We start from the raw sequence: 23,733 nt of genomic DNA, 5'->3' as shown, positions 1-23,733 counted from the left end.
TGTGGCTTACATCATTGCCATTACCAATCAAAAAGGCGGCGTCGGCAAAACGACGACGAGTGTGAATCTTGCAGCTTCGTTGGTGCAGGAAAAACAACGTGTGCTAATGGTAGATATGGACCCTCAAGGCAATGCAACCATGGGCTCGGGAGTTGAAAAGTCTGATCTTGAGCTTTCAGCGTACGACTCGTTAATGGAGCCGGAAGAAGTTAAAAGTCATATTGTCACTTCTGACGTTGCAGGCTACGACGTGTTGCCGTCGAATGGTGATCTAACCGCAGCCGAAGTTCATCTATTAGAGTTTGATGATAAAGAGAAGCGATTAAAGCAGGCATTACAGTCGGTAAATGACTTGTATGACTTTATACTAATTGACTGCCCCCCTTCTTTAAACATGTTGACCTTGAACTCGATGGTAGCGTCTGACTCCGTGATTATTCCAATGCAGTGTGAATACTATGCATTGGAAGGACTGTCGGCCTTGTTAAACACCATTCGCCAAGTACAAGAACACGTCAATCCAAACTTAAAAATAGAAGGCATCTTGCGTACTATGTACGATCCGCGCAACCGCCTCTCTTTAGAGGTTTCAAGACAGTTATTTAGTCACTTTGCTGACAAAGTATACCGAACAGTAATTCCTCGAAATGTGCGTTTGGCGGAAGCACCGAGCCATGGGGTTCCGGTATTATTTTATGATCGCAGTTCGAGTGGCTCAAAGGCGTACTTGGCGCTAGCAGGCGAAATTATTAAGCGCAGAAGCGCAGCATAATAAGTTAAGCAATAGAATTAGAGGACTTTTCATGAGTAAACGTGGTTTAGGCAAAGGTTTGGATGCGTTGTTGGGCAACAGCACCAGCAAAACAGCTAGAGAAGCAAAAAAATCAGGTGCCAGCGCTGACTCTGAAACCATATTGAGCCAGGACGGTGTGCTGAAAGAAATGCCGATCGAGTTTTTGCAGCCGGGTCAGTATCAACCGCGACGCGTAATGACTGAGGAAGGTCTAGAAGAACTAGCTGACTCGATACGAGCACAAGGTATGATTCAGCCGATCGTGATTCGCCCGGTGGCAAAAGATAAGTACGAGATTATCGCTGGTGAACGTCGCTGGCGTGCAGCGCAACGCGCTGAGCTTCATCAAGTCCCTGTTTTAATTAAAGAAGTTCCTGATGAAGCGGCCATCGCTATGGCTTTAATTGAGAATATTCAGCGTGAAGATCTCAATGCGATGGAAGAAGCGAATGCACTGCACCGACTGAAAGAAGAATTCAACCTATCGCACCAGCAAACAGCCGATGCCGTGGGTAAAAGCCGTACCACCGTCACGAACTTGTTGCGTTTGATGCAGCTCACGGATGCTTGTAAGACACATCTGGAGCGAGGTGATATGGAAATGGGCCATGCGCGTGCTTTGTTAGCACTTCAAGGTTCACAACAGTCAGACACAGCTAAAATTGTGGTTCAAAAAGGATTAACCGTTCGCGAAACAGAAAAGTTGATTCGTAATATAAATGAACCGAAGAAAAAGCCAAAGAAAACAGATAAAGATCATCATATTGTCGCATTAGAGCAACAGTTAGCCGATAAGATTGGTGCTACTGTGGCTATAAATCATGGCAATAAAGGCAAAGGAAACCTGGTAATTAATTACCACAGCTTGGATGAGCTGGACGGAATATTACAACATTTAGGTATCCAGCAAGACTAAAACACAAGTTATAGGGATTACTATAACTAATTGGTCGTATGAGGTAAAAAAAACACTTTTGTGACTGTGGATTGGTTGATAAAAGGCGGGTAAATCTTTATACTTGCCGCCCGAATTGTGGTGAAACTGGTATTTCTGGCATGAGTCAATCATTAGCTCGAAAAGGCCGAAAGCAGGCCTACAAAATGGTGCTTGTGCAGCTAGCAATCAGTTTTATCTTGTTTCTGATAGGTCTACTCATATCAGGAATCATCAGCCTTTCGCTAGGGGTTGGTAGTCTTATTGTGGTGTTGGTCAACTTTGTCTTTGCCACAATCGTATTTCGCAAATCAGGCGCGCAAGCCGCTCTAGAGATTAAAAGAGCGTTTGCAATTGGTGAAAGTGTTAAGTTAATGCTGACCATCCTGTTACTGGTTATTGCGTTTAATGTATTGCCGGTGCATGCAGGCTCGTTGTTAATAGGATTCATTGTAATCGTATTATCACAATGGTTTGCACCGTTAATTATTAAGTAATTTATTACTAAGAGATTTAAGGGGACGCTTATCTTCACTAAAGAAGAAAAAGCGTTTTACTTGATTTAAAGCATAGGGTTTAAGAAGCAATGGCATCTTCAGAAAATCTAGATAGCGTTGGTTATATCAAGCACCACTTACAAAACTTGCAAGTGTGTAAAACAGATCAAGGTTGGGTGTGGAATCAGTGTCAGGACGCTGGATTTTGGGCAATCAACGTTGACAGCTTATTATTCGCATTCCTACTAGGTGCTTTATTCTGCTTTAGCTTCTGGCGTGTTGCTAAGAACGCAAAAATAGAAAACCCAGGCAAATGGCAGTCCATGGTAGAAATGGTTGTTGAATTTGTTGATAAGTCTGTAAAAGATACTTTCCACGGCAAAAACCCACTTATTGCCCCTCTGGCATTAACCATCTTTGTGTGGGTTGTCCTAATGAATATGATGGACTGGATCCCGGTTGACTTACTTCCTTGGGTCGCAGAACAAACCAATGTTCATGTACTTGGTAATGACCCTCATACTTCTTATTTGAAATTCTTACCGACAGCTGACGTCAATATTACGTTCAGTTTATCGATAGGCGTATTCTTACTGATTCTTTTCTATAGCATTAAAGTTAAAGGAATTGGTGGTTTCATTGGTGAGTTAACTTTGCACCCGTTCTCAAGCAAGAACAAGTTTGTGCAAGTGTTGTTAATTCCAGTGAACCTATTAATGGAAACGATTGGCTTAATCGCGAAACCAATTTCGTTAGGTCTTCGTTTGTTCGGAAACCTATACGCAGCAGAATTGCTATTCATCTTGATTGCAATCTTGATGTCTACGGGTATCGGCGGATTAGTAGGTGGTTTCATCAGCTATATGGGTTGGGCTATCTTCCATATTCTGGTTATCCCGCTACAAGCATTCATCTTCATGATGTTGACGATTGTTTACTTAAGTCAGGCACATGAAGATCACTAATCACTGCTGGCAGTGACTAGTAAAGAGTTTGAGTTTTAGAGTTTAGTTTTTGTATTTAGTTTTTAACATTTAACCATTTCTCGATTGGAGGAAAACAATGGAAACTTTGTTCGCGTTCACAGCATTAGGTGTGTTATTAGTATTAGGTCTTGGTGCTTTAGGTACTGCGATTGGCTTCGGTCTACTAGGTGGTAAATTCCTAGAAGCTTCAGCTCGTCAACCAGAACTAGCTCCTATGCTACAAACTAAAATGTTCCTAGTTGCTGGTCTTCTGGATGCGGTAACCATGATCGGTATCGGTATCGGTATGTGGTTCACATTCGCAAGCCCATACGTTGGTCAATTGCAGTCTTTAGTAGGTTAATAAGATTGCACGCTGGTATTTATACCAAAACCATGACTAACTACTAGAGGGGGGAATCAAAGTGAATGTAAACTTGACCCTAATTATCAATATGATTTTCTTCGCAGCCTTCGTGTTTTTCTGCATGAAGTTTGTGTGGCCACACATTATGGCTGCTATCGAAGAACGTCAGAATAAAATTGCCGAAGGTCTGGCAGCTTCTGAAAGAAGCCAAAAGGACCTTGAGCTTGCTCAAGAAAAAGCGGCTGAGATTTTACGTGAAGCGAAAGGGCAATCTGCTGAGTTAGTAGATTCTGCTAAAAAACGTCACACTGAAATCGTTGATTCTGCAAAAGATGACGCTCGTGCCGAGGCTGACAAAATTAAGTCTGGTGCACAAGCTGAAATTGAGCAAGAAGTTAACCGTGCTCGTGAACAACTACGCTCTAAAGTTGCAACTCTTGCAGTTGCAGGTGCTGAGAAAGTGATTGAGCGCAACATTGATGAAGCGGCGAACAATGACATGTTCGATAAGCTAGTCAAAGATCTATAAGGGTTAACTATGGCAGAGCTATCTACTATTGCAAGACCATACGCAAAAGCAGCATTCGAATATGCTCTTGGTTCTCAGACTGTGTCTGAGTGGGCAAGCATGTTAGATTTTGTCGCTCAAGCCGTTAGCAATGACAAAGTGGCAGCACTAATTACTAACCCTGCCCTTTCTTCTGAAGAGAAAGGTGATGTGGTGTTAAAGGTTGGCGAAGGCCACTTAGTCGATAAGGTACAAAACTTTATTAAATTGCTTGCAAGAAATAATCGCTTAGAAGCATTGCCAGCAATTCGTCAACGTTTCGACGTGTTAAAGGCGAATTATGACAAAACTGTTGATGTTGAAGTGACGTCTGCATTGGCCTTAAGCGATGAGCAATTGCAACGACTAACTGACAAGTTGACGACAAAACTTGGTCGTAAGGTTAACATTGAAACACAAGTGGATTCTTCAATGATTGGTGGACTGGTTATCAGAGCCGGTGACATGGTTATTGACGGATCAATACGCGGTAAGCTCAACAAGCTTTCCGAAACGCTAAGAGCTTAGTGAGGAAGAAGCATGAGTGTGCAACTGAATCCATCTGAAATTAGCGAGCTTATTAAAAAGCGCATCGACTCTTTTGAAGTTGTGAGCGAAGCTCGTAATGAAGGTACAATCGTTAGTGTATCTGACGGTATTTTACGTATACATGGTCTAGAAGAAGTCATGGCTGGTGAGATGATTGAACTCCCTGGCGGTAAATATGGTATGGCTTTGAACCTAGAGCGTGACTCAGTCGGTGCGGTAGTACTTGGTGACTACTCAGACATCGTAGAGGGTATGACTGCTAAATGTACGGGTCGTATTCTTGAAGTGCCAGTTGGTCGTGGTCTTCTAGGTCGTGTTGTTGACGCCCTAGGTAACCCTATCGACGGTAAAGGTCCAATCGATAATGACGGTTTCTCTCCAATCGAAAAAATTGCACCAGGTGTAATTGAACGTCAATCGGTTGACCAGCCTGTTCAAACTGGTATGAAATCAATCGATGCGATGATTCCTGTTGGTCGTGGTCAGCGTGAGTTGATTATTGGTGACCGTCAGACTGGTAAAACAGCAATTGCTATTGATGCCATCATCAACCAAAAAGGCACAGGCGTTACTTGTGTATATGTGGCGGTTGGTCAGAAAGCATCAACAGTAAACAACATCGTTCGCAAATTAGAAGAGCACGGTGCAATGGACCACACTATCGTGGTAGCTGCGACAGCAGCTGAAGCGGCTGCATTGCAGTTTATCGCTCCATTCTCTGGTTGTTCTATGGGTGAATTCTTCCGTGACCGCGGTGAAGACAGCTTAATCGTATATGATGATTTGACGAAACAAGCATGGGCTTATCGTCAAATTTCATTGCTTTTACGTCGTCCTCCAGGTCGTGAAGCATACCCTGGTGACGTATTCTACTTACACTCGCGTCTTCTTGAGCGTGCTGCGCGTATTAACGCAGACCACGTTGAAAAGATCACAAACGGTGAAGTTAAAGGTCAAACGGGTTCATTGACAGCATTGCCTATCATTGAAACTCAAGCTGGTGACGTATCAGCGTTCGTACCAACTAACGTAATTTCGATTACTGATGGTCAGATCTTCTTAGAAACTGACTTGTTCAACGCAGGTATTCGTCCAGCGGTTAACGCGGGTCTATCGGTATCTCGTGTAGGTGGTGCAGCACAGACTAAAATCATTAAGAAACTTGGTGGTGGTGTTCGTTTAGCACTAGCCCAGTATCGTGAGCTTGCAGCTTTCGCACAGTTTGCATCGGATCTTGATGACGCAACTCGTGCACAGCTAGAACACGGTCAGCGTGTTACTGAGTTAATGAAGCAGAAGCAATATGCTCCGTTATCAGTAGCTGAAATGGCTGTTTCTTTATACGCAGCAGAAGAAGGCCACTTGAAAGATGTTGAAATCAACAAAATCGGTGACTTTGAAGATGCATTGCTAGACTATTTCAAGAACCAGCAAAGCGACTTGTTGAATGAAATCAATGAAAAATGTGATTACAACGACGAAGTCAAAGCTAAACTTGAAGAAGCTGTAACTAAGTTTAAGTCTACGCAAACTTGGTAAGCGTTAGATAAAGGGTGCTTTGCGCCCTTTTCTAGTTACCAAACACTAATTTTTAGACTGGAAATAGAGTATGTCAGGCGCTAAAGAGATTCGTACCAAAATTGGGTCGATTAAGAATACGCAAAAAATTACTTCTGCGATGGAAATGGTTGCAGCCAGTAAAATGCGTAAAGCGCAAGATCGTATGGCATCATCACGTCCTTACGCTGAAAAAATTCGCACTGTGATTAAACACATTGCTCAAGGTACTCCCGAGTACCGTCATGCTTACATTACTGAGCGTGACGTCAAGCGTGTAGGTTATATCGTGGTATCAACTGATCGCGGTTTGTGTGGCGGCTTGAACATTAACTTGTTTAAGAAAGCCCTAAACAGCATGAAAGAATGGTCTGATCAAGACATTGAAGTTGATATGTGTCTTATTGGCAGCAAAGCTACAAGCTTCTTTAAAAGAGTTGGTGGTTCGGTTGTTGCTAAAAGTTCCAATCTCGGTGACACGCCAGAGATTGATGACTTAATTGGCGCAGTTAAAGTGATGTTAAAAGCCTACGATGAAGGTCGCATCGATCGTTTATTTGTCGTAACTAACGAGTTTGTGAACTCAATGACGCAAGAACCGAAGGTTGAGCAATTATTGCCTCTACCGGTAGGACAAGATGATGAATTGCGTCACCATTGGGACTATTTATATGAGCCAGAAGCGAAACCGCTTTTGGACAAATTAATGGTTCGTTTTATCGAGTCACAAGTTTATCAGGCAGTTGTTGAAAACATCGCCTGTGAACAAGCCGCACGAATGGTAGCGATGAAAGCTGCTTCGGATAACGCTGGTGATCTTATTGATGACCTTGAGCTTGTTTACAACAAAGCACGTCAGGCAGCCATTACTCAAGAGTTGGCTGAAATTAGTGCTGGTGCAGCTGCGGTTTAACACATTGCTTATACGAAATTAATGTCTCGTAAAGTAGTAAAGATAAGTTTTTAAAGCTTAAGATTGAGGAAATCAATATGAGCACAGGTAACATTGTAGAAATTATCGGCGCGGTTATCGACGTTGAGTTCCCGCGTGATAGTGTTCCTAAAGTTTATGATGCACTGACAGTAACTGATACTGGCTTAACGCTAGAAGTTCAGCAGCAGTTAGGTGACGGTGTTGTTCGTTGTATCGCGATGGGAGCATCAGATGGTTTACGTCGTGGACTAGAGACAAGTAATACTGGCGCGCCAATTCAGGTTCCTGTGGGTACTGAAACCCTAGGCCGTATCATGGACGTGCTTGGTAACCCAATCGACGAAAAAGGCCCAATCGGTGAGAAAGAGCGTATGTCTATCCACCGTAAAGCTCCTACTCTTGAAGAGTTAGCTCCAGCTAACGAACTTCTAGAGACAGGAATTAAAGTTATTGACTTGGTTTGCCCATTTGCGAAGGGTGGTAAAGTTGGTCTGTTCGGTGGTGCCGGTGTTGGTAAAACCGTAAACATGATGGAGCTTATCCGTAACATCGCGATTGAGCACTCAGGTTTCTCTGTATTCGCTGGTGTTGGTGAGCGTACTCGTGAGGGTAACGATTTCTACCACGAAATGACAGATTCAAACGTAATCGACAAAGTATCGTTAGTATATGGTCAGATGAACGAACCACCGGGTAACCGTCTACGTGTTGCTTTGACTGGTTTGACGATGGCGGAAAAATTCCGTGACGAAGGCCGTGACGTACTATTGTTTGTTGATAACATCTATCGTTATACACTAGCAGGTACTGAGGTATCAGCACTTCTAGGTCGTATGCCATCAGCGGTAGGTTACCAGCCTACTCTAGCTGAAGAGATGGGTGTTCTTCAGGAACGTATTACTTCGACTAAGACTGGTTCGATTACATCGATTCAGGCGGTATACGTACCTGCTGATGACTTGACGGATCCATCGCCAGCGACGACGTTCGCACACTTGGATGCAACGGTAGTACTTTCTCGTCAAATTGCTGAGCTAGGTATCTATCCTGCGGTTGACCCACTTGACTCAACCTCTCGTCAGTTAGATCCTTTAGTGATTGGTAACGAACATTATGACGTTGCTCGTGGTGTTCAAGGCGTATTGCAGCGTTATAAAGAGTTGAAAGATATTATTGCGATTCTTGGTATGGATGAGCTTTCTGAAGAAGATAAGCAAACTGTATCACGTGCTCGTAAAATTCAACGTTTCTTATCGCAGCCGTTCTTCGTAGCAGAAGTATTTACAGGTGCTCCTGGTAAATATGTATCGTTAAAAGATACGATTTCTGGCTTTAAAGGCATTTTGAACGGTGAATACGATCACTTGCCTGAGCAAGCGTTCTACATGGTTGGCTCAATCGAAGAAGCGGTTGAAAAGGCTAAAAACATTTAATCAGCCCTTACTTAGTATTAAGAAGGGGGGGACCTAATGGCAATGACTGTACATTTGGATATCGTTAGCGCAGAAGACTCTATCTTTTCTGGAAAGGTTGAGCGTCTGATTGCGACAGGTGATTTGGGTGAGCTAGGTGTTGAACCTGGCCACGCTCCCCTACTAACGTCATTAAACCCAGGCCCAGTCAAAGTGACTTTGCCAGGTGGCGAGGTTGAGTTGTTTTTCGTCTCGGGCGGAATGCTGGAAGTTCAACCACACATGGTAACAGTACTGGCTGATACGGCTGTTCGAGCTGAAGATGTTGATGAAGCAAAAGCTTTAGAAGCAGAAAAAGACGCTCGTGAAGCCTTGTCTGATCAAAGTTCTGAGATTGAATACTCTAAAGCAGCTGCAGAGCTTGCTGAAGCAGTAGCCCAATTACGTACTTTGAGAGCAATTAAGAAGAAAAGCGGTAAGTAATACTTTTTAATTGTTGTAAGTATTAAAAAGGTGGCTATTGCCACCTTTTTTATTGCGTATAATTTGGTATCACAACTCCAATTACATATCTTCTGGTGTCATACACGAATCAACCATATATTCAGGAATTGAGCGTGAGTTAAAGGTGCCAAAACTCATCAGAGCGGATGCACCTAAGTGACCATCACCGATGCTTCCACCGGAACCACCGCCCGCAAAAGTAATATTATCCCAGTCATTTTGCGACGCATTATAGTAGCCTACGTAAACGGATGATTGAAGAGAGCCGTTATTGTTAACATCAAGGTTAGAGCTAGCTGTGCCTGATAACCAAGTACCATTGCGGCGCACACTATAATCAGCCAAATTAGTTTCAGTGGTACCACCGTACCCTGACATGGCGCTATACTCACTAATGTTACCTGAAATAGCATTAACTTTGAGACGTGAGAAGTCGACTACGCCAGAAGTTCCATCGACGGTTAAGCCTGGCATTTGATAGTCATAACTCATAATACTAAGGTAATTAAGTTTGCGGTTAGCATTTTCATCACCGCCATGCATTAATCCCAAGTTATGGCCAAACTCATGCATTAAAGTTCCCGCTTGTTGTTGTGTCGTACCCCCGGGTGTAGGCCACTGCCCTAATGAGACAATAAAATCATGAGCTGGAATACCGCGGGAAATACCACTTGATGAACCGCCATTGTATTGATCAACGAATAGTGCGTAATGGAACAAGCTGCTTCGACGTGATTTAAAATACTTGTTTTTTAACACATCAAAATCAGTCCACACGGGGCTTAAATTACTGTCTTCATCGGAAGCTGCAATTCGATCATCGAGATCGATAGCAAGTGTGATTCCCGTTGAGCCATCAGGATTAGTGACCGGTGCATCAGCAAAAGCTTGTATAACTTGATCCAGAGCAGCTTGATCAGGTTTGAATGCTTGATAATAGTCGGCTTCGATCAGAATAGTTTTTCGAAGCGGATCAGCACCGTAATAGCGAATATCAACACCGTCATAACCAAAAATCTCAGCAGCATCGCTCAAACGGTCGCCATCAGTGTCACTGTTGTATGGATCCGTGCCATAACGGTTTTCAGCCGAATTACAGATTGAGTCACCATCACTATCAAGACTACCGTAAGGGCAAAGATAGATCAGTGGGGCATCACTAACGTAGTAGGTTTTGCCGTCATAAGTGACTTTTTGATAGTCGGGTTTGTGGTAAAAAGTACGTGAGATATAGCCTGGTTTCGAAACAGAAAAGGTTATAGCCTCTTCTCCGCTGGCTGGGGTTATAAACTTTGTATTGGCACTACCATTGCGATCTCCGTAGGCATCAAACACATAAAAGCCAGAGCTATCAGTACCTTCAGGGAATCCACAGCCATTACCAGAGCAACTACCTTTTACCACAGAAACCTTAGCTTGATATACCCCTGAACCGGTGTTGGCATCCTTTACAGTCCCGTAAATACAGCCATTCATGAGAACTGCCGAAGCAGCTATTAATAATAGTTTTTTCATTTCAATCTCCTTTGAAATTTTCCAGTGAAAAGCTTCTTCTATGAAGCAGTACCAGTTTAGACAGTGGTTATGTTTGATGTAAGAGGAAAAAACTTAAAAAAAAGTAAGAGATCGCTTAAAAGTCTATTCTGCATAAGCCAAAAACGCTTATAAGTGTTAAAATAAACGCTTAATTTCAATTAATTAGAATAATTATGGCACTAAGCGTAGTTATATTGGCAGCGGGTAAAGGAACCCGTATGCGCTCACATTTGCCTAAAGTATTACACCCTATAGCTGGCTGCTCTATGCTAGAGCATGTGATCAATACCGCAAAAGCACTTAACCCTCATAAGATTGTGGTAGTTGCTGGGCATGGTATTGAACAAGTAAAAGATCAACTTAGAGAAACCCCCGTTACTATTGTCGAACAAGCCGAACAATTAGGCACTGGTCACGCCGTTGATCAAGCCTTACCGGTGATTGAGGATGGCGATCAGGTATTGGTGCTTTACGGCGACGTTCCTTTAATTAAAGCATCGACATTAAACGATTTAATCGAATCGCAACCCAGTTCAGGGATTGGCCTACTGACAGTAAAGCTGAATAATCCGATGGGTTATGGGCGCATCATTCGTAATGAACGCAACGAAGTAACGCAAATTGTTGAGCAAAAAGATGCTAATGAAGAACAGTTAAAAGTCAATGAAGTCAATACTGGTATTTTGTGTGCAGACGCTAAATCACTGAAAGGTTGGCTGAGTAATATTGATAATAATAACGCTCAAGGAGAGTATTACTTAACTGACTGTATTGCTATGGCTGCGCAAGGTGCAGGAGTTAAGGCTTGCCACCCTACTTCCGAGATTGAAGTTGAAGGCGTAAACAGTCGCGTTCAACTCGCTCAGTTAGAACGCCGTTATCAAGAAGCCAAGGCGCAAGAATTATTAGAGCAAGGAGTGACTCTGCTCGACCCCGCTCGCCTAGACATTCGGGGCGAACTTAAGTGTGCCAGCGATGTCTTGATAGATGTGAATGTGATCATTGAAGGTACTGTCACGATTGAGACGGGCGCCAGTATTGGTGCAAACGTCATCCTAAAGAACTGTTCGATTGGTGCTGATACTGTGATTAAGCCTAACTCAATGATAGAGGATTCTATCATTGGTAAGCAGTGCTCTGTTGGGCCTTTCGCTAGAATTCGCCCAGGGACCACTCTGGAGGATGAAGCCTTTATTGGTAATTTTGTTGAGACTAAGAAAACCGTCCTTGGCAAAGGCAGTAAAGCCAGCCACTTAGCGTACTTGGGTGATGCAAAAATTGGCCAAGGCGTTAATGTTGGGGCTGGTGTGATTACCTGTAATTATGATGGTGTTAATAAATTTGTAACAACCATAGAGGATGGCGCTTTTATTGGCTCTGACTCTCAGTTGGTGGCTCCTGTGACCGTGGGCCGGAATGCCACTGTGGGTGCTGGAACAACTGTCACTAAAGATATTCCTGCGGAAGATTTATGTATCAGCCGCATACCACAGAAGCTGATTTCTGGATGGCAAAGACCGGTGAAAGAAACAATTAAAAGCAATAAAAAAGAGGAAAAGCAGTAATGTGCGGAATTGTTGGTGCAATCGCGCAACGTGATGTGAGCGATATATTGGTGGAAGGATTAAAGCGACTCGAATACCGGGGTTATGATTCCGCTGGTGTGGCCATTTATCACGACGGGCGAATTGAGCGAATACGTAGAGCAGGTAAAGTATCTGAGCTTAAAGACGCATTAAAGGAAAGTCCTATTAGCGGAGGGCTGGGAATTGCCCACACTCGTTGGGCGACTCATGGTGAGCCAAATGAGAAAAATGCTCATCCTCATATGTCAGAAGACAATATTGCGCTAGTTCATAACGGCATTATAGAGAATCATGATGAACTTCGAGATGAATTAAAAGCAAAGGGTTACCGCTTTGAGTCTGACACAGACACAGAAGTCATTGCGCACTGCCTCCATGAAGCACTTAAAGAACATGACACTTTATTAAAAGCGCTTTTGGCGACCACCAAAAAACTGAAAGGTGCTTATGGAACCGTAGCAATTGACGCGAGTCAGCCTGATAAAATGGTTGTTGCTCGTTCAGGGAGCCCGCTTGTTATCGGAAAAGGGATTGGGGAATTCTTCGTAGCTTCAGATCAGCTTGCGCTATTGCCCGTTACTCGCGACTTTATTTATTTGGAAGAAGGTGAAGTTGCAGAAGTGCGCCGCGATGGTATTACGTTATTGAATGCAGATGGCGAAGCCATTGAACGCGAATTTGAAACTTCAGATATACAGCATGACGCGGTCGACAAAGGTAACTATCGTCACTTTATGTTGAAAGAAATATTTGAGCAGCCGTCAGTTGTGGCAGAAACCTTAGAAGGACGAATTGTCGATCATCAGGTTTATGTTGAGACCCTGGGTGATAACGCGGCAAAAGTCTTTGAGCAGGTGAATGCATTGCAAATCATTGCCTGCGGTACCAGCTATCATGCGGCTTTGGTGGCGAAGTACTGGGTAGAACAATATTTAAAAATCCCTTGCTTGGTGGAAATTGCCAGTGAGTACCGATACCGTGAAACGGCCGTTATACCAAACAGCTTGTTTATCACCATTTCACAGTCTGGCGAAACAGCGGATACTTTAGCGGCACTCAATAAAGCTAAAGGTGAGGGTTATTTAGGGAGTTTAACCGTATGTAACTCCCCTGCCTCATCAATGGTTCGTGAGTCCGACTTTACTCTGTTGACTCGAGCCGGTGCAGAAATTGGCGTAGCGTCAACCAAGGCGTTTACAGCACAGCTAGTATCTTTATTGCTGTTAATGGTCTCGATTGGTAAAGCAAAAGGTATGGATAAAGCGGTTGAGCATGATATCGTTGAAGCCTTGGAGCATTTACCGAGTGAAATTCAAAAAGCGTTAGATCAAGCTGATGACATTGACCGTTTATCGCAGGCTTTTTCTGAAAAACACCACACCTTATTTTTAGGGCGTGGACAGCAATATCCGATAGCAATGGAAGCGGCTTTAAAGCTCAAAGAAATTTCATACATTCATGCAGAAGCTTACGCAGCAGGCGAGTTAAAGCATGGGCCACTGGCATTAATTGATAAGGAAATGCCTACCGTAGTAGTGGCGCCAAACGATAATTTACTTGAGAAGTTGAAGTCGAATGTTGAAGAAGTGCGCTCTAGAGGGGGTAACCTCTTTGTTTTTGCGGACAAGTCAGCTAATATTCAGGACTCGAAAGGTATAACGGTATTCCCCGTGGATAGCCAGTATGCTATTACGGCACCAATGGTATATACCGTTCCAATGCAGCTACTGTCCTATTACGTTGCAGTGATTAAAGGAACAGATGTTGATCAACCTAGAAATTTAGCGAAGTCAGTAACAGTCGAATAACCAGGAGTTTAATGATAATGAATACCATAAAAGTAGCGGCAACCTTACTGTTCTCCGCAATGCTAGTCTTGAGCGGCTGCTCTGATGAAAGCGCAGAAAAAGAGAACCAACAAGTAGCCAATCAGAAAACTGATAACAGTGTCGATGCTCAACCTAAAGCACAAAAAAAGGAACAAGCACCTGCAATGTCTTCTTTGGTTAAAGAAGGTGTTGATTATACGGTTATAGCTGATCAGGATGCGAGCGAAGAACCTGTCGTGTATGAATTCTTTTCTTATACTTGCCCACACTGCTACAACTTAGAACCTGTGATGCTGGACTGGAAGAAAAATTATAAATCTGACCAAGTAAGCTTCAGACAGATCCCAGTTTTCATTCCACAAGTGGAGCACTTAACGTATGGGTTTTATACCGCAGAAACGTTAGGAGTGCTTGAGGAAGTTCACGCAAATATTTTCAATGAATGGCATGGTAAGAAAAATATCATCCGAACAAAGGAGCAGCTTGTTCCGATTTTTCAAACAGCGGGCGTTTCAAAAAGTGAGTTTGAGGAAACTTATGCATCAGCAGAAGTAGAAGCAAAAGTTGCAGAGGCCAAGGCATTGATGAATCAGTTCCAAGTAACGAGCTTTCCGCTATTAATTGTGAACGAAAAGTATAAAGTGATGTCATACCAAAACTTGCAAGAGTTATTGGGTAGCTTCGCCATTAATAACACGAAATAAATATTGTAAAACAATGATTTACGAGGAAAATTATGAATTTTAAAAGTTTGGCAATTTTAGGTTTTTCGGCTCTATTGTCGCTGGGTTCGCTTGCCACTAAGGCAGAAGTTAAAGCTGGAGTCGATTACTCTACTATCAGTGGCAAAGAAGCCAGTGCAAAACCGCATGTTTACGAATTTTTCTCGTACACTTGTCCACACTGTTACAACCTTGAACCAGTGTTAAATAAATGGAAAGAAAACTCTAAACCGGAATCTGTCAAGTTTGAGCAGGTGCCAGTGTATATGAGTAGAGCACCACACCTAACTTACGGTTATTACGTTGCGGAAGTGTTGGGAGTAAAAGAAAAAGTTCATTCCACAATTTTTCATCAGTGGCATGCTGAACAAAATATTGTTCGTTCTAAAGAAGACTTAATTCCTATCTTCAAAGAGGCAGGAGTTTCTGAGGAAGACTTTGAAAAGGCTTATACGTCTTTTGGTGTGGAGAGCAAAGTTCAATATGCTAAAAAATTAGCAAGAGACTTCAAAGTAATTAGCTTCCCGATGGTTATTGTCAACAAGAAGTATAAGCTTGAAAGGTATGATAATCTTAACGAGATGCTAGGAAGTTTTGCAATAGAGAATACCAAGTAATCATCTACCAAAGTTGAAATTTTAAAATGCCAGTTTTAACTGGCATTTTTTATGGTTATACTAAAGAGAATAATAAAAAACAGAAGAACTCGCCTTAATTTATTAGTTTAACTCATGCAGAAATGTCTATGACAAATCCCACAGATCGTCCTAACAGTAAAAGCAAAGGGAAGCCAGTTCAATCTGACCCCTTTAAAGTAAAACTGATCTGTAGCTTCATTAGCTTTTTTTCCACAATGCCTGCGTTTGTCGGTAAGGGTTTCGCTTGGGTTTTTGCGGTTTGCTCGAAAGTATTTAACACGCGCAGCTATGCGACAAGTATAAAAAACTTAAGAATATGCTGTCCTGAAAAAACGGAACAAGAGCAAAAGGAGATAGCGTTTGCCAGTTTGAAGCACACCGGAAAGCTTTTCTTCGAAGTGGCGAAAATTTGGAGAAAATGTCAGGGTGAACGATTTATAGGTACGGTTTATGGGGAAGAGCTTGTAAAGGGCAAGTTAGAAAAGAAGCAGGGAGTACTGTTTACTGGATCGCATATCGGCAATTGGGAAGTCGCTTTATATTATTTAGGAAGCCGTTTTCCTTTCCATTGTATGTACCGCCCTCCTCGTCAGCAAGAAATGGATGAGGTCATAAATGTCGGTCGGTGCCAGAATGATACGACCATGGTTAAGGGCGACAGTCGAGGCGTTATGCACCTAATCAACGTCTTAAAAAGTGGTGAGGTGGCTGCCGTGTTAAGCGATCAAGAGCCTGGGCGTCGAGCAGGAGTGTTTGTCCCTTTTTGTGGCAAAGAAGCGTTAACCATGACCATCGTTCAACGGATTCAAAAGAAAAGTGATGCATGCTTGTTTCAGGTAGCGGCTATCAAGAAGAAGAATAACCTTTATGATATTCATTTGATTCCGATTGATATTGATATTGACGCTACTGAAGAAGAATATGCGAGAGAGGTCAATAAGCAACTAGAAGCCCTGATCAAGAAATTCCCAGAGCAGTATCAATGGTCGTATAAACGCTTTAAAACCACTGAGTGTGGCGGGCCAAACCCATATCGAAAGTAAAGTAACGGGTTGGTGAGACAAGTCTATCGACGCCAGAAATAGGGGGTAAATAATACCAGTAAGGTAAATATTTCTAAACGTCCCAATAACATCGCAAAGCTTAGAATATATTTTGTAAAATCATTTAAGCCGCTATAGTTTACGGCAACCTCACCAAGGCCCGGACCAAGGTTATTTAAGCATGCTGCCACTGCTGAAAAAGCGGTAATCTGATCAATCCCATTAGCCATCAGTAGAATCATAAGAATCAAGAAGAGCATGACATAAGTCGCGAAAAAGCCCCAAACCGCTTGCACTACACGATCACTGACGGAGGTTTTACCTAGCTTGATCAGAAACACTCCGGTTGGGTGAACCAATCGTTTAATCTCACGGAAACCTTGTTTGAATAAAAGAACAATACGGATAATCTTGATGCCGCCACCCGTAGATGCGGCACAGGCTCCGGCAAAACTGGTGAGTATGAGAAGTACCGGCAAGAAGCTTGGCCAAGCGCTAAAGTCAGAGCTGGCAAAGCCGGTCGTAGTGGCGATAGAGACGGTGTGAAAAATACTTTTTACTAAGCCTTCTGAAAAGTCAAAGCGGTTATATGCCAGTAAGACAGTGAGGCAAATTAAGGTAATGCTAACCAACATCACAAGATAGCTTCGAAACTCTGGGTCTTTAAAGTAAGGCGTTAAACTAAGTCGTCGAACGACCATGAAATGCAGTGAGAAGTTGACGCCAGAGAGCAGCATGAATAATGAGGCGATCAGTTCAATGCTAGCGCTGTCGAAATAGCCGATGCTGGCATCGTGTGGAGAAAAGCCCCCAATCGCAACGGTGGAGAAACTGTGCGCCAAAGCATCGAAGGGCGTCATGCCAGCTAGCCAATAGGACACACCACAAGCAATGGTTAAACCTAAATAAATATACCAAAGAGCTTTAGCGGTACCCGCAATACGAGGTGTCAGTTTGTTGTCTTTCATCGGCCCAGGAGTTTCAGCACGATAAAGCTGCATACCACCAATTCCCAGCATGGGAAGGATGGCGACTGCTAAAACAATAATACCCATACCGCCTAGCCATTGAAGTTGTTGGCGATAGTAGAGGATAGAATGGGGTAAGGTGTCGAGGCCGCTGATGACCGTGGCTCCGGTTGTGGTTAAACCAGAAAATGCCTCGAAAACAGAATCAGCCAAAGACATCTCGATGGTATTCATGAGAAGAAACGGTACCGAGCCCATCAGGCTTAATACGGTCCAAAACAACACAACGACCAAAAAGCCATCACGAACTTTAAGTTCACTTTTAGCGCGCCTTTTTGGGAAGTAAATAATGAAACCAAAAATAATCGTTAAAAAGAAGGTGAGAACAAAAGCACTACCACCGCCATCTTGATAGATTAACGCCACAATACTTGGCGGAATCATGGTCAAACTGAAGACCATGATGAGCAAGCCTAAAATCCGCGTAATGGTAGCAAACTGCATTGATTATCCCTAAAAGTCGCTAAAAATAAGTCACATTGACTTGGAATAAACGTTCTACATCTTGGATATAGTCTTTATCCACCATGAAAAGAACCACGTGGTCATTTTCTCGAATAATGACGTTATCATGAGCGATCAGCACCTGATCATCACGGACGATAGCACCGATTGAAGTACCCGGCGGTAGCGCCAGCTCACTGATCGAGCGTCCAATAACCGAAGACGTTTGTTCATTGCCTTTGGCGATAGCCTCAATAGCTTCGGCAGCACCTCGACGCAGTGAATAGACGCTGGACACATGGCCCCGTCGAATATGGGTTAATAAACTACCAATAGTGACCTGCTGAGGTGAAATAGCAATATCGATTTCGTGGCCCTGAATCAGATCCACATAAGCGGTACGATTAATTAATACCATGGTTTTGCGAACCCCCAGCTTTTTAGCAAGGAGTGCAGACATGATGTTGGCTTCATCGTCATTCGTCACGGCGATAAATAAATCGAACTCACTGATATTCTCATCATTTAACAAGTCTTCATCAGAAACATCACCTTGCAATACCAAAGTATCTTCAAGATTGTTCGCTAACTCTTCGGCACGAGCTGGATCGCGTTCAATAATTTTGACCAGCATCTTTTTCTCAAGACGCTTTGCTAGGCCTTGGCCGATGTTACCGCCACCAGCAATGATGACACGCTGATAGTTCTTTTCGAGACGCTGCAACTCACTCATCACGGAACGAATATGTTTCTTAGCGGCAAGGAAGAAAACTTCGTCATCAGCCTCAATCACCGTATGCCCGGTTGGCACAATCGGTTTCCCACGTCTAAAAATCGCTGCCACGCGAGTGTCGACGTTAGGTAGGTGGTGCTTGAGTTCTGATAGAGCGTTGCCGACCAGAGGGCCGCCATAATAAGCTTTTACCGCGACTAAACGTAATAAACCATTGGCAAAATCAAGAACCTGAAAAGCTCCAGGATTATCCACAAGTCGCTCAATGTACTCTGTTACCAGTTTTTCAGGACTAATAACCACGTCCACTGGGATATGGTTATTGGTGAAAATTTCGTGTTTTTGATGGTAATTCGAAGAGCGAATTCGGGCGATTTTAGTGGGTGTTTGATACAAACTGTGTGCAATCTGACAGGCGACCATATTCACTTCGTCGCTACTGGTGACCGCAACCAGCATATCACTATCGTCAATTCCGGCGTTGGCCAGCACATCGGGATAAGCGGCATGGCCGACAATGGTACGCAGATCAAGGTGATCTTGGATGTAGCGCAGGCGTTTCGGATCTGAGTCGATCAGGGTAATGTCGTTATTTTCACCCTCTAAACTGAGCGCAAGAGTAGTTCCGACTTGGCCGGCACCGAGAATAATAATCTTCATAACGACAAATAATAAGCCTTCTTATTAGTATCTGATGCTTATGCTAACGCTATCTGCATGGGATCGGAAGGGTTTTTTAAGGAATATGCGGTTTAATATCAGGGATTTAGAGATAAAACGAGTCGCACATTTCTTAATCATTCTCCGGTCCATTTTATAACTTGGCGAAAAGAGCAAAGCGAAACGCTAGTGTCCATCAACTGAAGGTGGCTGTCTTAAGCTTGTTTTTCCAGCAAGGCATAGTAAAAGCCATCCATGTTTTGGGTGCCGGGTAATAGCTGGCAACCAAGCTTAGATTGGCTAATAGCGCTAAGCTCAGGCGGTAAATCTAACAAGCGAGCGTTGATTTCTTGATGAATAAAAGCATCGATCTGCTGATTATTTTCTTCTATAAGTATTGAACAGGTAGCGTACAGCAATTTACCGCCAGGTTTTAGGGCCTGCCAAGCTGCTGCTAACAATCGTTGCTGGATATTGACCAATTCTGCAATATCTTCACTACGACGTAGCAGTTTAATGTCCGGGTGACGGCGTATGACGCCGGTGGCGCTACAAGGAACATCGAGCAATATGGCGTCGTAATGCTCTGCTTTAGACTGCATAAAAATGAGTGCATCTTCAGCATGGATCTCAGCGCTGAGCTCCAGTCGCTCCATATTTTCTTGGATGCGATAACAGCGTTGTGGGTCGATATCGACAGAATCAAGCCTTAAATTATTATGAGTAAACTCTAGCAAGTGAGCGGTTTTACCCCCGGGTGCCGCACAAGCATCCAAAACGGTTTGTCCGGTGGCGGGTGCTAGCAGCTGAGCCGCTAGTTGAGCAGCAACATCTTGTACGGAGCAAAGGCCTTCAGCAAAGCCTGGTATCGACTGTACAGGTACCGCTTGTTCCAAGATGACCGCACTATCGACGAGAGGGTGTTGTTGATAGCCTAGCCCTACGTCATCTAAAGCAACACAAAATTGCTCCCGAGAGGTTTTCATTAAGTTGACGCGAAGTGACATGGGGGCTTGTTGATTGGACTGTTCAAGAATCTGCTCAACCTGCCCTTTATAGTGAGGTTTTATGCGATTGATGAGCCATTCAGGGAAGCTAAACTTTGTTTCCCAGTCGTTATCGAGTGTCTGATTAAGCTGTTCTTGTTGTCTTAAATAGTTACGCAAAACACCATTGAGCAACTTAGTCGCCCAGTCTTTTTTAAGCAGCCGACAAGCATTTACCGTTTCGCTGATAGCGGCATGATCGGGAACGCGGCTGTACTCAAGTTGGTAAAGACCAATAATAAGCAAACACAATAAATCCTGATCTTTTGGTTTAAACTTTTTGCGCAATAAAAGATGACTCAATGCTTCAAGTCGTTGAAAGTAACGACAAGCGCCAAGGACAATGGCCTTGAATAGCGAAGTATCGCTTGGGTTTTCAAACTCAATGTGTGCCAACACATCGCTTGAGGATTGGCCCTCAAAAGCGATGAGCTGGAGAGACTGAGCCGCTTGGCTTCGAATGTTACTGGCGTTTAATAGAGCCAAGGGAGCTGCCTTGTAAAGTTGAAGTTAGAGTGAATTGCTTGCCTTTTGCTAGCATTTCTTGGTTTTTAGGCGCATTTAAAAGATCTTTAACTGACATGCGACGAGAGCCAGGTAGCTGCAGTTCGGTCAATAAGAGCTGACCTTGACCACAGCTGACGAGAATGCCGTTTTTATCAGCTCGCATAATAGTTCCAGGCTCTGACTCAACCGAAGTCTTATTAAGATTGGCTTGCCAAATACGAATAACTTTACCTTGGAGCTCACTCTGCGCCACGGGCCAGCTGTTAAAGGCACGGATTTGACGTTCAATAATAACAGCATCTTGTGACCAGTCGATATAAGCTTCTTGTTTGGACAATTTGTGTGCATAAGTGGCTAACGAGTCGTCCTGCGCTTGGGCAGAAATACCTTCGTTAGCAATATTAGTCATAGTGTTGACTAAAAGTTCAGCGCCTTGTTGCGCTAACTTATCGTGCAAGGTTGAGCCTGTATCAATATCAGTTATAGGTGTTACGGCTTTGCTGATCATGGGGCCAGTATCTAGGCCAGCTTCCATTTGCATGATGGTAATACCGCTTTCTCTATCGCCAGCTTGAATAGCGCGCTGTATCGGTGCGGCACCGCGCCAACGAGGCAATAAAGAACCGTGGACATTAATGCAGCCAAGTTTTGGTGTATCCAATACTGCTTGTGGTAGCAATAAGCCATAAGCCACCACAACCATGAGATCGGCTTGGTAGCTATCGAGAGTCGCTATGTCATCATCGGCCTTAAAGTTAACAGGCTGCTCAACAGCAATATGATGTTTGAGCGCCAGTTCTTTAACGGGGCTCATGGTGATTTTCTTACCGCGACCCGATTGACGATCGGGCTGGGTATAAACAGCGACAACATTGTGCTCTGAATCGATCAGCGCTTGCAGACTTGAGGCTGCAAAATCAGGCGTCCCGGCGAAAATAACGTTCAATGGCTGACTCATGTTTGTAGGTACTTACTTCTTCTGTCGCTGTTGCTTTTCGAGCGATTTACGAATGCGGTTACGCTTTAAAGGAGACAGGTAATCAACGAACAGCTTGCCTTCGATGTGGTCGTATTCATGTTGGATACAAACCGCTAACAAGTCGCCGGTATCCAGCTCAAACTCTTTACCATAACGATCTTGAGCCTTAATAGTGACTTCATTAGCACGCTGAACTTTGGCGTAAATGCCGGGGAAAGACAAACAGCCTTCCTCCATTTCTTCGACGCCACGCTTTTCGATAAATTCTGGATTAGCGAAAACCAGCGGCTCGCTCTTATCTTCTGACACATCAATGACGAAAAGGCGCTTGTGGACATTGACTTGGGCGCCAGCCAGACCAATGCCTGGTGCTGCGTACATGGTTTCGAACATATCATCGATGGTTTGTTGAAATTCGTCGCCAAAATCAGTGACAGGCTCCGCTTTTGTGCGAAGTCTGGTATCTGGGAATTCTAAAATCTCTAGCTTAGCCATGAAACGTATTTATTTACCGGTTAAAGGGTTTAACAAGATGAATATGGGGGCGATCATAATCAATTCGACCCAGAATGACCATTTTTTAGGCCAAAAAAGCCAGTAAAAACCACGAAATTATTGATTAGACTGTGATTAAGTTGTAGTAATCTGCTAAGAAATGTTGGTAAGATGATGATCCTTATAGAGTTTAAAGCTCTAGGTTTGGGGTTTGGCTGTTTCCTTTTGACCTGTTTTCAAAGCGAACTGTTCGCGGTATATTCAAGATATGGGTTAAGAGGATCCGACTATCAGTAAATTACAAAGGATAGCCATGAAAAAATTAGTTTTAGCAGCAGCTGCAACTGCAGCGCTATTTTTGGGGAGTATTGCGGCGCATTCTGCAGAGCTTCGCGCAGATCATCCAGATACTTACGTCGTCAAAAAAGGTGATACTTTGTGGGACATTTCTGGGCGCTTTTTAACAAAGCCTTGGAACTGGCCTGAGATTTGGCACGTAAATCCACAAGTTGAAAACCCGCACTTAATTTATCCTGGCGATATTTTAAAGCTTGTGTATATCGATGGTAAACCGTATTTAGTGAAAGCATCAGACGGTACGATTAAGTTACGTCCAAAAGCTCGCGTGCTTTCTGAAGGCGATGCCATCACTACGATTCCGATGGACATTATTCGCCCATTCTTGATCGATGAATTAGTGGTTGATCCGTCAGTATTTGAAACCGCCCCATATGTGGTGGCACTAGGCGACGAGCGCGTGATTAGCGGTGGCTTTGATGACCGTTTATACTTGCGTGGCTTAGATGGAACCGCTGGCACGTCTTATGGTGTTTATCGTAAAGGTAAAGAGTACCGCGATCCTGTTACTAACGAATTATTGGGTGTAGAAGCCCGTTACCTAGCCAACGGTAAAATCGTTAATGAAGGTGATCCAGCGACTTTAGAAGTCAAAAAATCGAAACTGGAAGTGTTGAAAGGTGACATAGCGTTACCGCGTAATCAGGATCCGCTACCTCCGGTCTATGCACCACGTGCACCTGAGCAAGAAATCGTAGCAAAACTAATTTCGGTTTATGATGGCGTGTCGCAGATTGGCCAATATAACGTAGTGACTTTGGATAAAGGCGAGCGTGATGGTTTAGAAGAAGGTCACGTGTTAACAGTCTATCAGCGTGGCAAGAAGGTGTTGGACGAAATTGCTGAGAAGCGTGGCGAAGACGATCCTTATGTGACGCTTCCAGAAGAGCGCGCTGGCACTTTGATGGTGTTCCGGACTTATGAAAAAGTCAGCTTAGCATTGGTTATGGATGCTGTCCGCCCTATTCACTTGATGGATGTTGCACGCAACCCTTATTAAGTGAGTTCGCGCGTTCGTTTATTACGACTAAAACTGGTCTTGTTAATAGCAAGACCAGTTTTTTATTGCCT

General features: G+C 43.6%; 23 protein-coding genes. 17 read left to right on the top strand and 6 right to left on the bottom strand.

Annotation, left to right across the window (positions count from 1 at the left end; all coding sequences use genetic code 11):
- The first annotated feature begins 1 nt into the window (after position 1).
- The 11 genes from TQ33_RS11500 (at position 2) to TQ33_RS11450 (ending at position 9,038) form a co-directional block, all read left to right on the top strand.
- Complete coding sequence (locus tag TQ33_RS11500; protein ID WP_046562167.1) at positions 2 to 772, top strand: ParA family protein; 771 nt, start codon at positions 2 to 4, stop codon at positions 770 to 772.
- A gap of 31 nt (positions 773 to 803) precedes the next feature.
- A complete protein-coding gene (locus tag TQ33_RS11495; RefSeq protein WP_046562166.1) occupies positions 804 to 1,709 on the top strand; it encodes a ParB/RepB/Spo0J family partition protein in 906 nt (301 codons plus the stop codon).
- A gap of 140 nt (positions 1,710 to 1,849) precedes the next feature.
- Positions 1,850 to 2,224: an ATP synthase subunit I gene (locus tag TQ33_RS11490; protein WP_046562165.1), complete on the top strand. Its 375-nt coding sequence runs from the start codon at positions 1,850 to 1,852 to the stop codon at positions 2,222 to 2,224.
- An 89-nt stretch (positions 2,225 to 2,313) separates the two neighbouring features.
- Positions 2,314 to 3,189, top strand: a complete 876-nt coding sequence (gene atpB, locus TQ33_RS11485; RefSeq protein ID WP_046562164.1) for a F0F1 ATP synthase subunit A — start codon at positions 2,314 to 2,316, stop codon at positions 3,187 to 3,189.
- A gap of 97 nt (positions 3,190 to 3,286) precedes the next feature.
- Positions 3,287 to 3,553, top strand: a complete 267-nt coding sequence (atpE, locus tag TQ33_RS11480) for a F0F1 ATP synthase subunit C (protein ID WP_046562163.1) — start codon at positions 3,287 to 3,289, stop codon at positions 3,551 to 3,553.
- Positions 3,554 to 3,614: 61 nt separating this feature from the next.
- Positions 3,615 to 4,085, top strand: a complete 471-nt coding sequence (locus TQ33_RS11475; RefSeq protein WP_046562162.1) for a F0F1 ATP synthase subunit B — start codon at positions 3,615 to 3,617, stop codon at positions 4,083 to 4,085.
- A 9-nt stretch (positions 4,086 to 4,094) separates the two neighbouring features.
- On the top strand, positions 4,095 to 4,631 hold the full coding sequence (locus TQ33_RS11470) for a F0F1 ATP synthase subunit delta (RefSeq protein WP_046562161.1): 537 nt from the start codon (positions 4,095 to 4,097) through the stop codon (positions 4,629 to 4,631).
- A gap of 18 nt (positions 4,632 to 4,649) precedes the next feature.
- A complete protein-coding gene (gene atpA, locus TQ33_RS11465) occupies positions 4,650 to 6,191 on the top strand; it encodes a F0F1 ATP synthase subunit alpha (protein ID WP_046562496.1) in 1,542 nt (513 codons plus the stop codon).
- Positions 6,192 to 6,261: 70 nt separating this feature from the next.
- Positions 6,262 to 7,122, top strand: coding sequence for a F0F1 ATP synthase subunit gamma (atpG, locus tag TQ33_RS11460; protein ID WP_046562160.1), 861 nt, complete (start codon positions 6,262 to 6,264; stop codon positions 7,120 to 7,122).
- A 77-nt stretch (positions 7,123 to 7,199) separates the two neighbouring features.
- Positions 7,200 to 8,576, top strand: coding sequence for a F0F1 ATP synthase subunit beta (gene atpD, locus TQ33_RS11455; RefSeq protein ID WP_046562159.1), 1,377 nt, complete (start codon positions 7,200 to 7,202; stop codon positions 8,574 to 8,576).
- Positions 8,577 to 8,612: 36 nt separating this feature from the next.
- Positions 8,613 to 9,038 (top strand): F0F1 ATP synthase subunit epsilon, encoded by a 426-nt coding sequence (locus TQ33_RS11450; protein ID WP_046562158.1) that lies wholly within the window; start codon positions 8,613 to 8,615, stop codon positions 9,036 to 9,038.
- Positions 9,039 to 9,119: 81 nt separating this feature from the next.
- Here the strand turns inward: TQ33_RS11450 and TQ33_RS11445 are convergent, their stop codons facing one another.
- Positions 9,120 to 10,574, bottom strand: coding sequence for a zinc metalloprotease (locus TQ33_RS11445; RefSeq protein WP_046562157.1), 1,455 nt, complete (start codon positions 10,572 to 10,574; stop codon positions 9,120 to 9,122).
- A 194-nt stretch (positions 10,575 to 10,768) separates the two neighbouring features.
- Here TQ33_RS11445 and glmU point away from each other — a divergent pair, with 194 nt between their 5' ends.
- The 5 genes from glmU to TQ33_RS11420 all read left to right on the top strand — a co-directional run bounded on the left by glmU (position 10,769) and on the right by TQ33_RS11420 (position 16,413).
- The gene (gene glmU / locus TQ33_RS11440; RefSeq protein ID WP_046562156.1) at positions 10,769 to 12,160 is read left to right on the top strand and encodes a bifunctional UDP-N-acetylglucosamine diphosphorylase/glucosamine-1-phosphate N-acetyltransferase GlmU; all 1,392 of its coding nucleotides are present in this window, start codon (positions 10,769 to 10,771) and stop codon (positions 12,158 to 12,160) included.
- Complete coding sequence (gene glmS, locus TQ33_RS11435) at positions 12,160 to 13,989, top strand: glutamine--fructose-6-phosphate transaminase (isomerizing) (protein ID WP_046562155.1); 1,830 nt, start codon at positions 12,160 to 12,162, stop codon at positions 13,987 to 13,989. The genes glmU and glmS overlap by 1 nt, the downstream gene beginning before the upstream one ends.
- 17 nt (positions 13,990 to 14,006) lie before the next feature.
- Positions 14,007 to 14,714, top strand: coding sequence for a thiol:disulfide interchange protein DsbA/DsbL (locus TQ33_RS11430; protein WP_052735302.1), 708 nt, complete (start codon positions 14,007 to 14,009; stop codon positions 14,712 to 14,714).
- Positions 14,715 to 14,746: 32 nt separating this feature from the next.
- The gene (locus TQ33_RS11425; protein ID WP_052735301.1) at positions 14,747 to 15,349 is read left to right on the top strand and encodes a thiol:disulfide interchange protein DsbA/DsbL; all 603 of its coding nucleotides are present in this window, start codon (positions 14,747 to 14,749) and stop codon (positions 15,347 to 15,349) included.
- A 128-nt stretch (positions 15,350 to 15,477) separates the two neighbouring features.
- On the top strand, positions 15,478 to 16,413 hold the full coding sequence (locus tag TQ33_RS11420; RefSeq protein ID WP_046562153.1) for a lysophospholipid acyltransferase family protein: 936 nt from the start codon (positions 15,478 to 15,480) through the stop codon (positions 16,411 to 16,413).
- Between the two features lie 23 nt (positions 16,414 to 16,436).
- Here the strand turns inward: TQ33_RS11420 and TQ33_RS11415 are convergent, their stop codons facing one another.
- The 5 genes from TQ33_RS11415 to def all read right to left on the bottom strand — a co-directional run bounded on the left by TQ33_RS11415 (position 16,437) and on the right by def (position 22,305).
- On the bottom strand, positions 16,437 to 17,885 hold the full coding sequence (locus TQ33_RS11415) for a TrkH family potassium uptake protein (RefSeq protein ID WP_046562152.1): 1,449 nt from the start codon (positions 17,883 to 17,885) through the stop codon (positions 16,437 to 16,439).
- 19 nt (positions 17,886 to 17,904) lie between these two features.
- The gene (trkA, locus tag TQ33_RS11410; RefSeq protein ID WP_046562151.1) at positions 17,905 to 19,278 is read right to left on the bottom strand and encodes a Trk system potassium transporter TrkA; all 1,374 of its coding nucleotides are present in this window, start codon (positions 19,276 to 19,278) and stop codon (positions 17,905 to 17,907) included.
- A 215-nt stretch (positions 19,279 to 19,493) separates the two neighbouring features.
- Positions 19,494 to 20,810, bottom strand: coding sequence for a 16S rRNA (cytosine(967)-C(5))-methyltransferase RsmB (gene rsmB / locus TQ33_RS11405; RefSeq protein WP_052735300.1), 1,317 nt, complete (start codon positions 20,808 to 20,810; stop codon positions 19,494 to 19,496).
- Positions 20,788 to 21,789 (bottom strand): methionyl-tRNA formyltransferase, encoded by a 1,002-nt coding sequence (gene fmt, locus TQ33_RS11400; protein ID WP_046562150.1) that lies wholly within the window; start codon positions 21,787 to 21,789, stop codon positions 20,788 to 20,790. The genes rsmB and fmt overlap by 23 nt, the downstream gene beginning before the upstream one ends.
- 12 nt (positions 21,790 to 21,801) lie before the next feature.
- Positions 21,802 to 22,305: a peptide deformylase gene (gene def, locus TQ33_RS11395; protein WP_046562149.1), complete on the bottom strand. Its 504-nt coding sequence runs from the start codon at positions 22,303 to 22,305 to the stop codon at positions 21,802 to 21,804.
- A gap of 313 nt (positions 22,306 to 22,618) precedes the next feature.
- On the opposite strand from def, the gene TQ33_RS11390 reads away from it, so the two are divergent.
- A complete protein-coding gene (locus TQ33_RS11390) occupies positions 22,619 to 23,662 on the top strand; it encodes a LysM peptidoglycan-binding domain-containing protein (protein WP_046562148.1) in 1,044 nt (347 codons plus the stop codon).
- The last annotated feature ends 71 nt before the right edge of the window (positions 23,663 to 23,733 follow it).

Source organism: Kangiella geojedonensis (assembly GCF_000981765.1).
Taxonomy (GTDB): domain Bacteria; phylum Pseudomonadota; class Gammaproteobacteria; order Enterobacterales; family Kangiellaceae; genus Kangiella; species Kangiella geojedonensis.
Note: the sequence above shows the minus strand (reverse complement) of the source record. Positions and strands in the feature narration are given on the sequence as shown.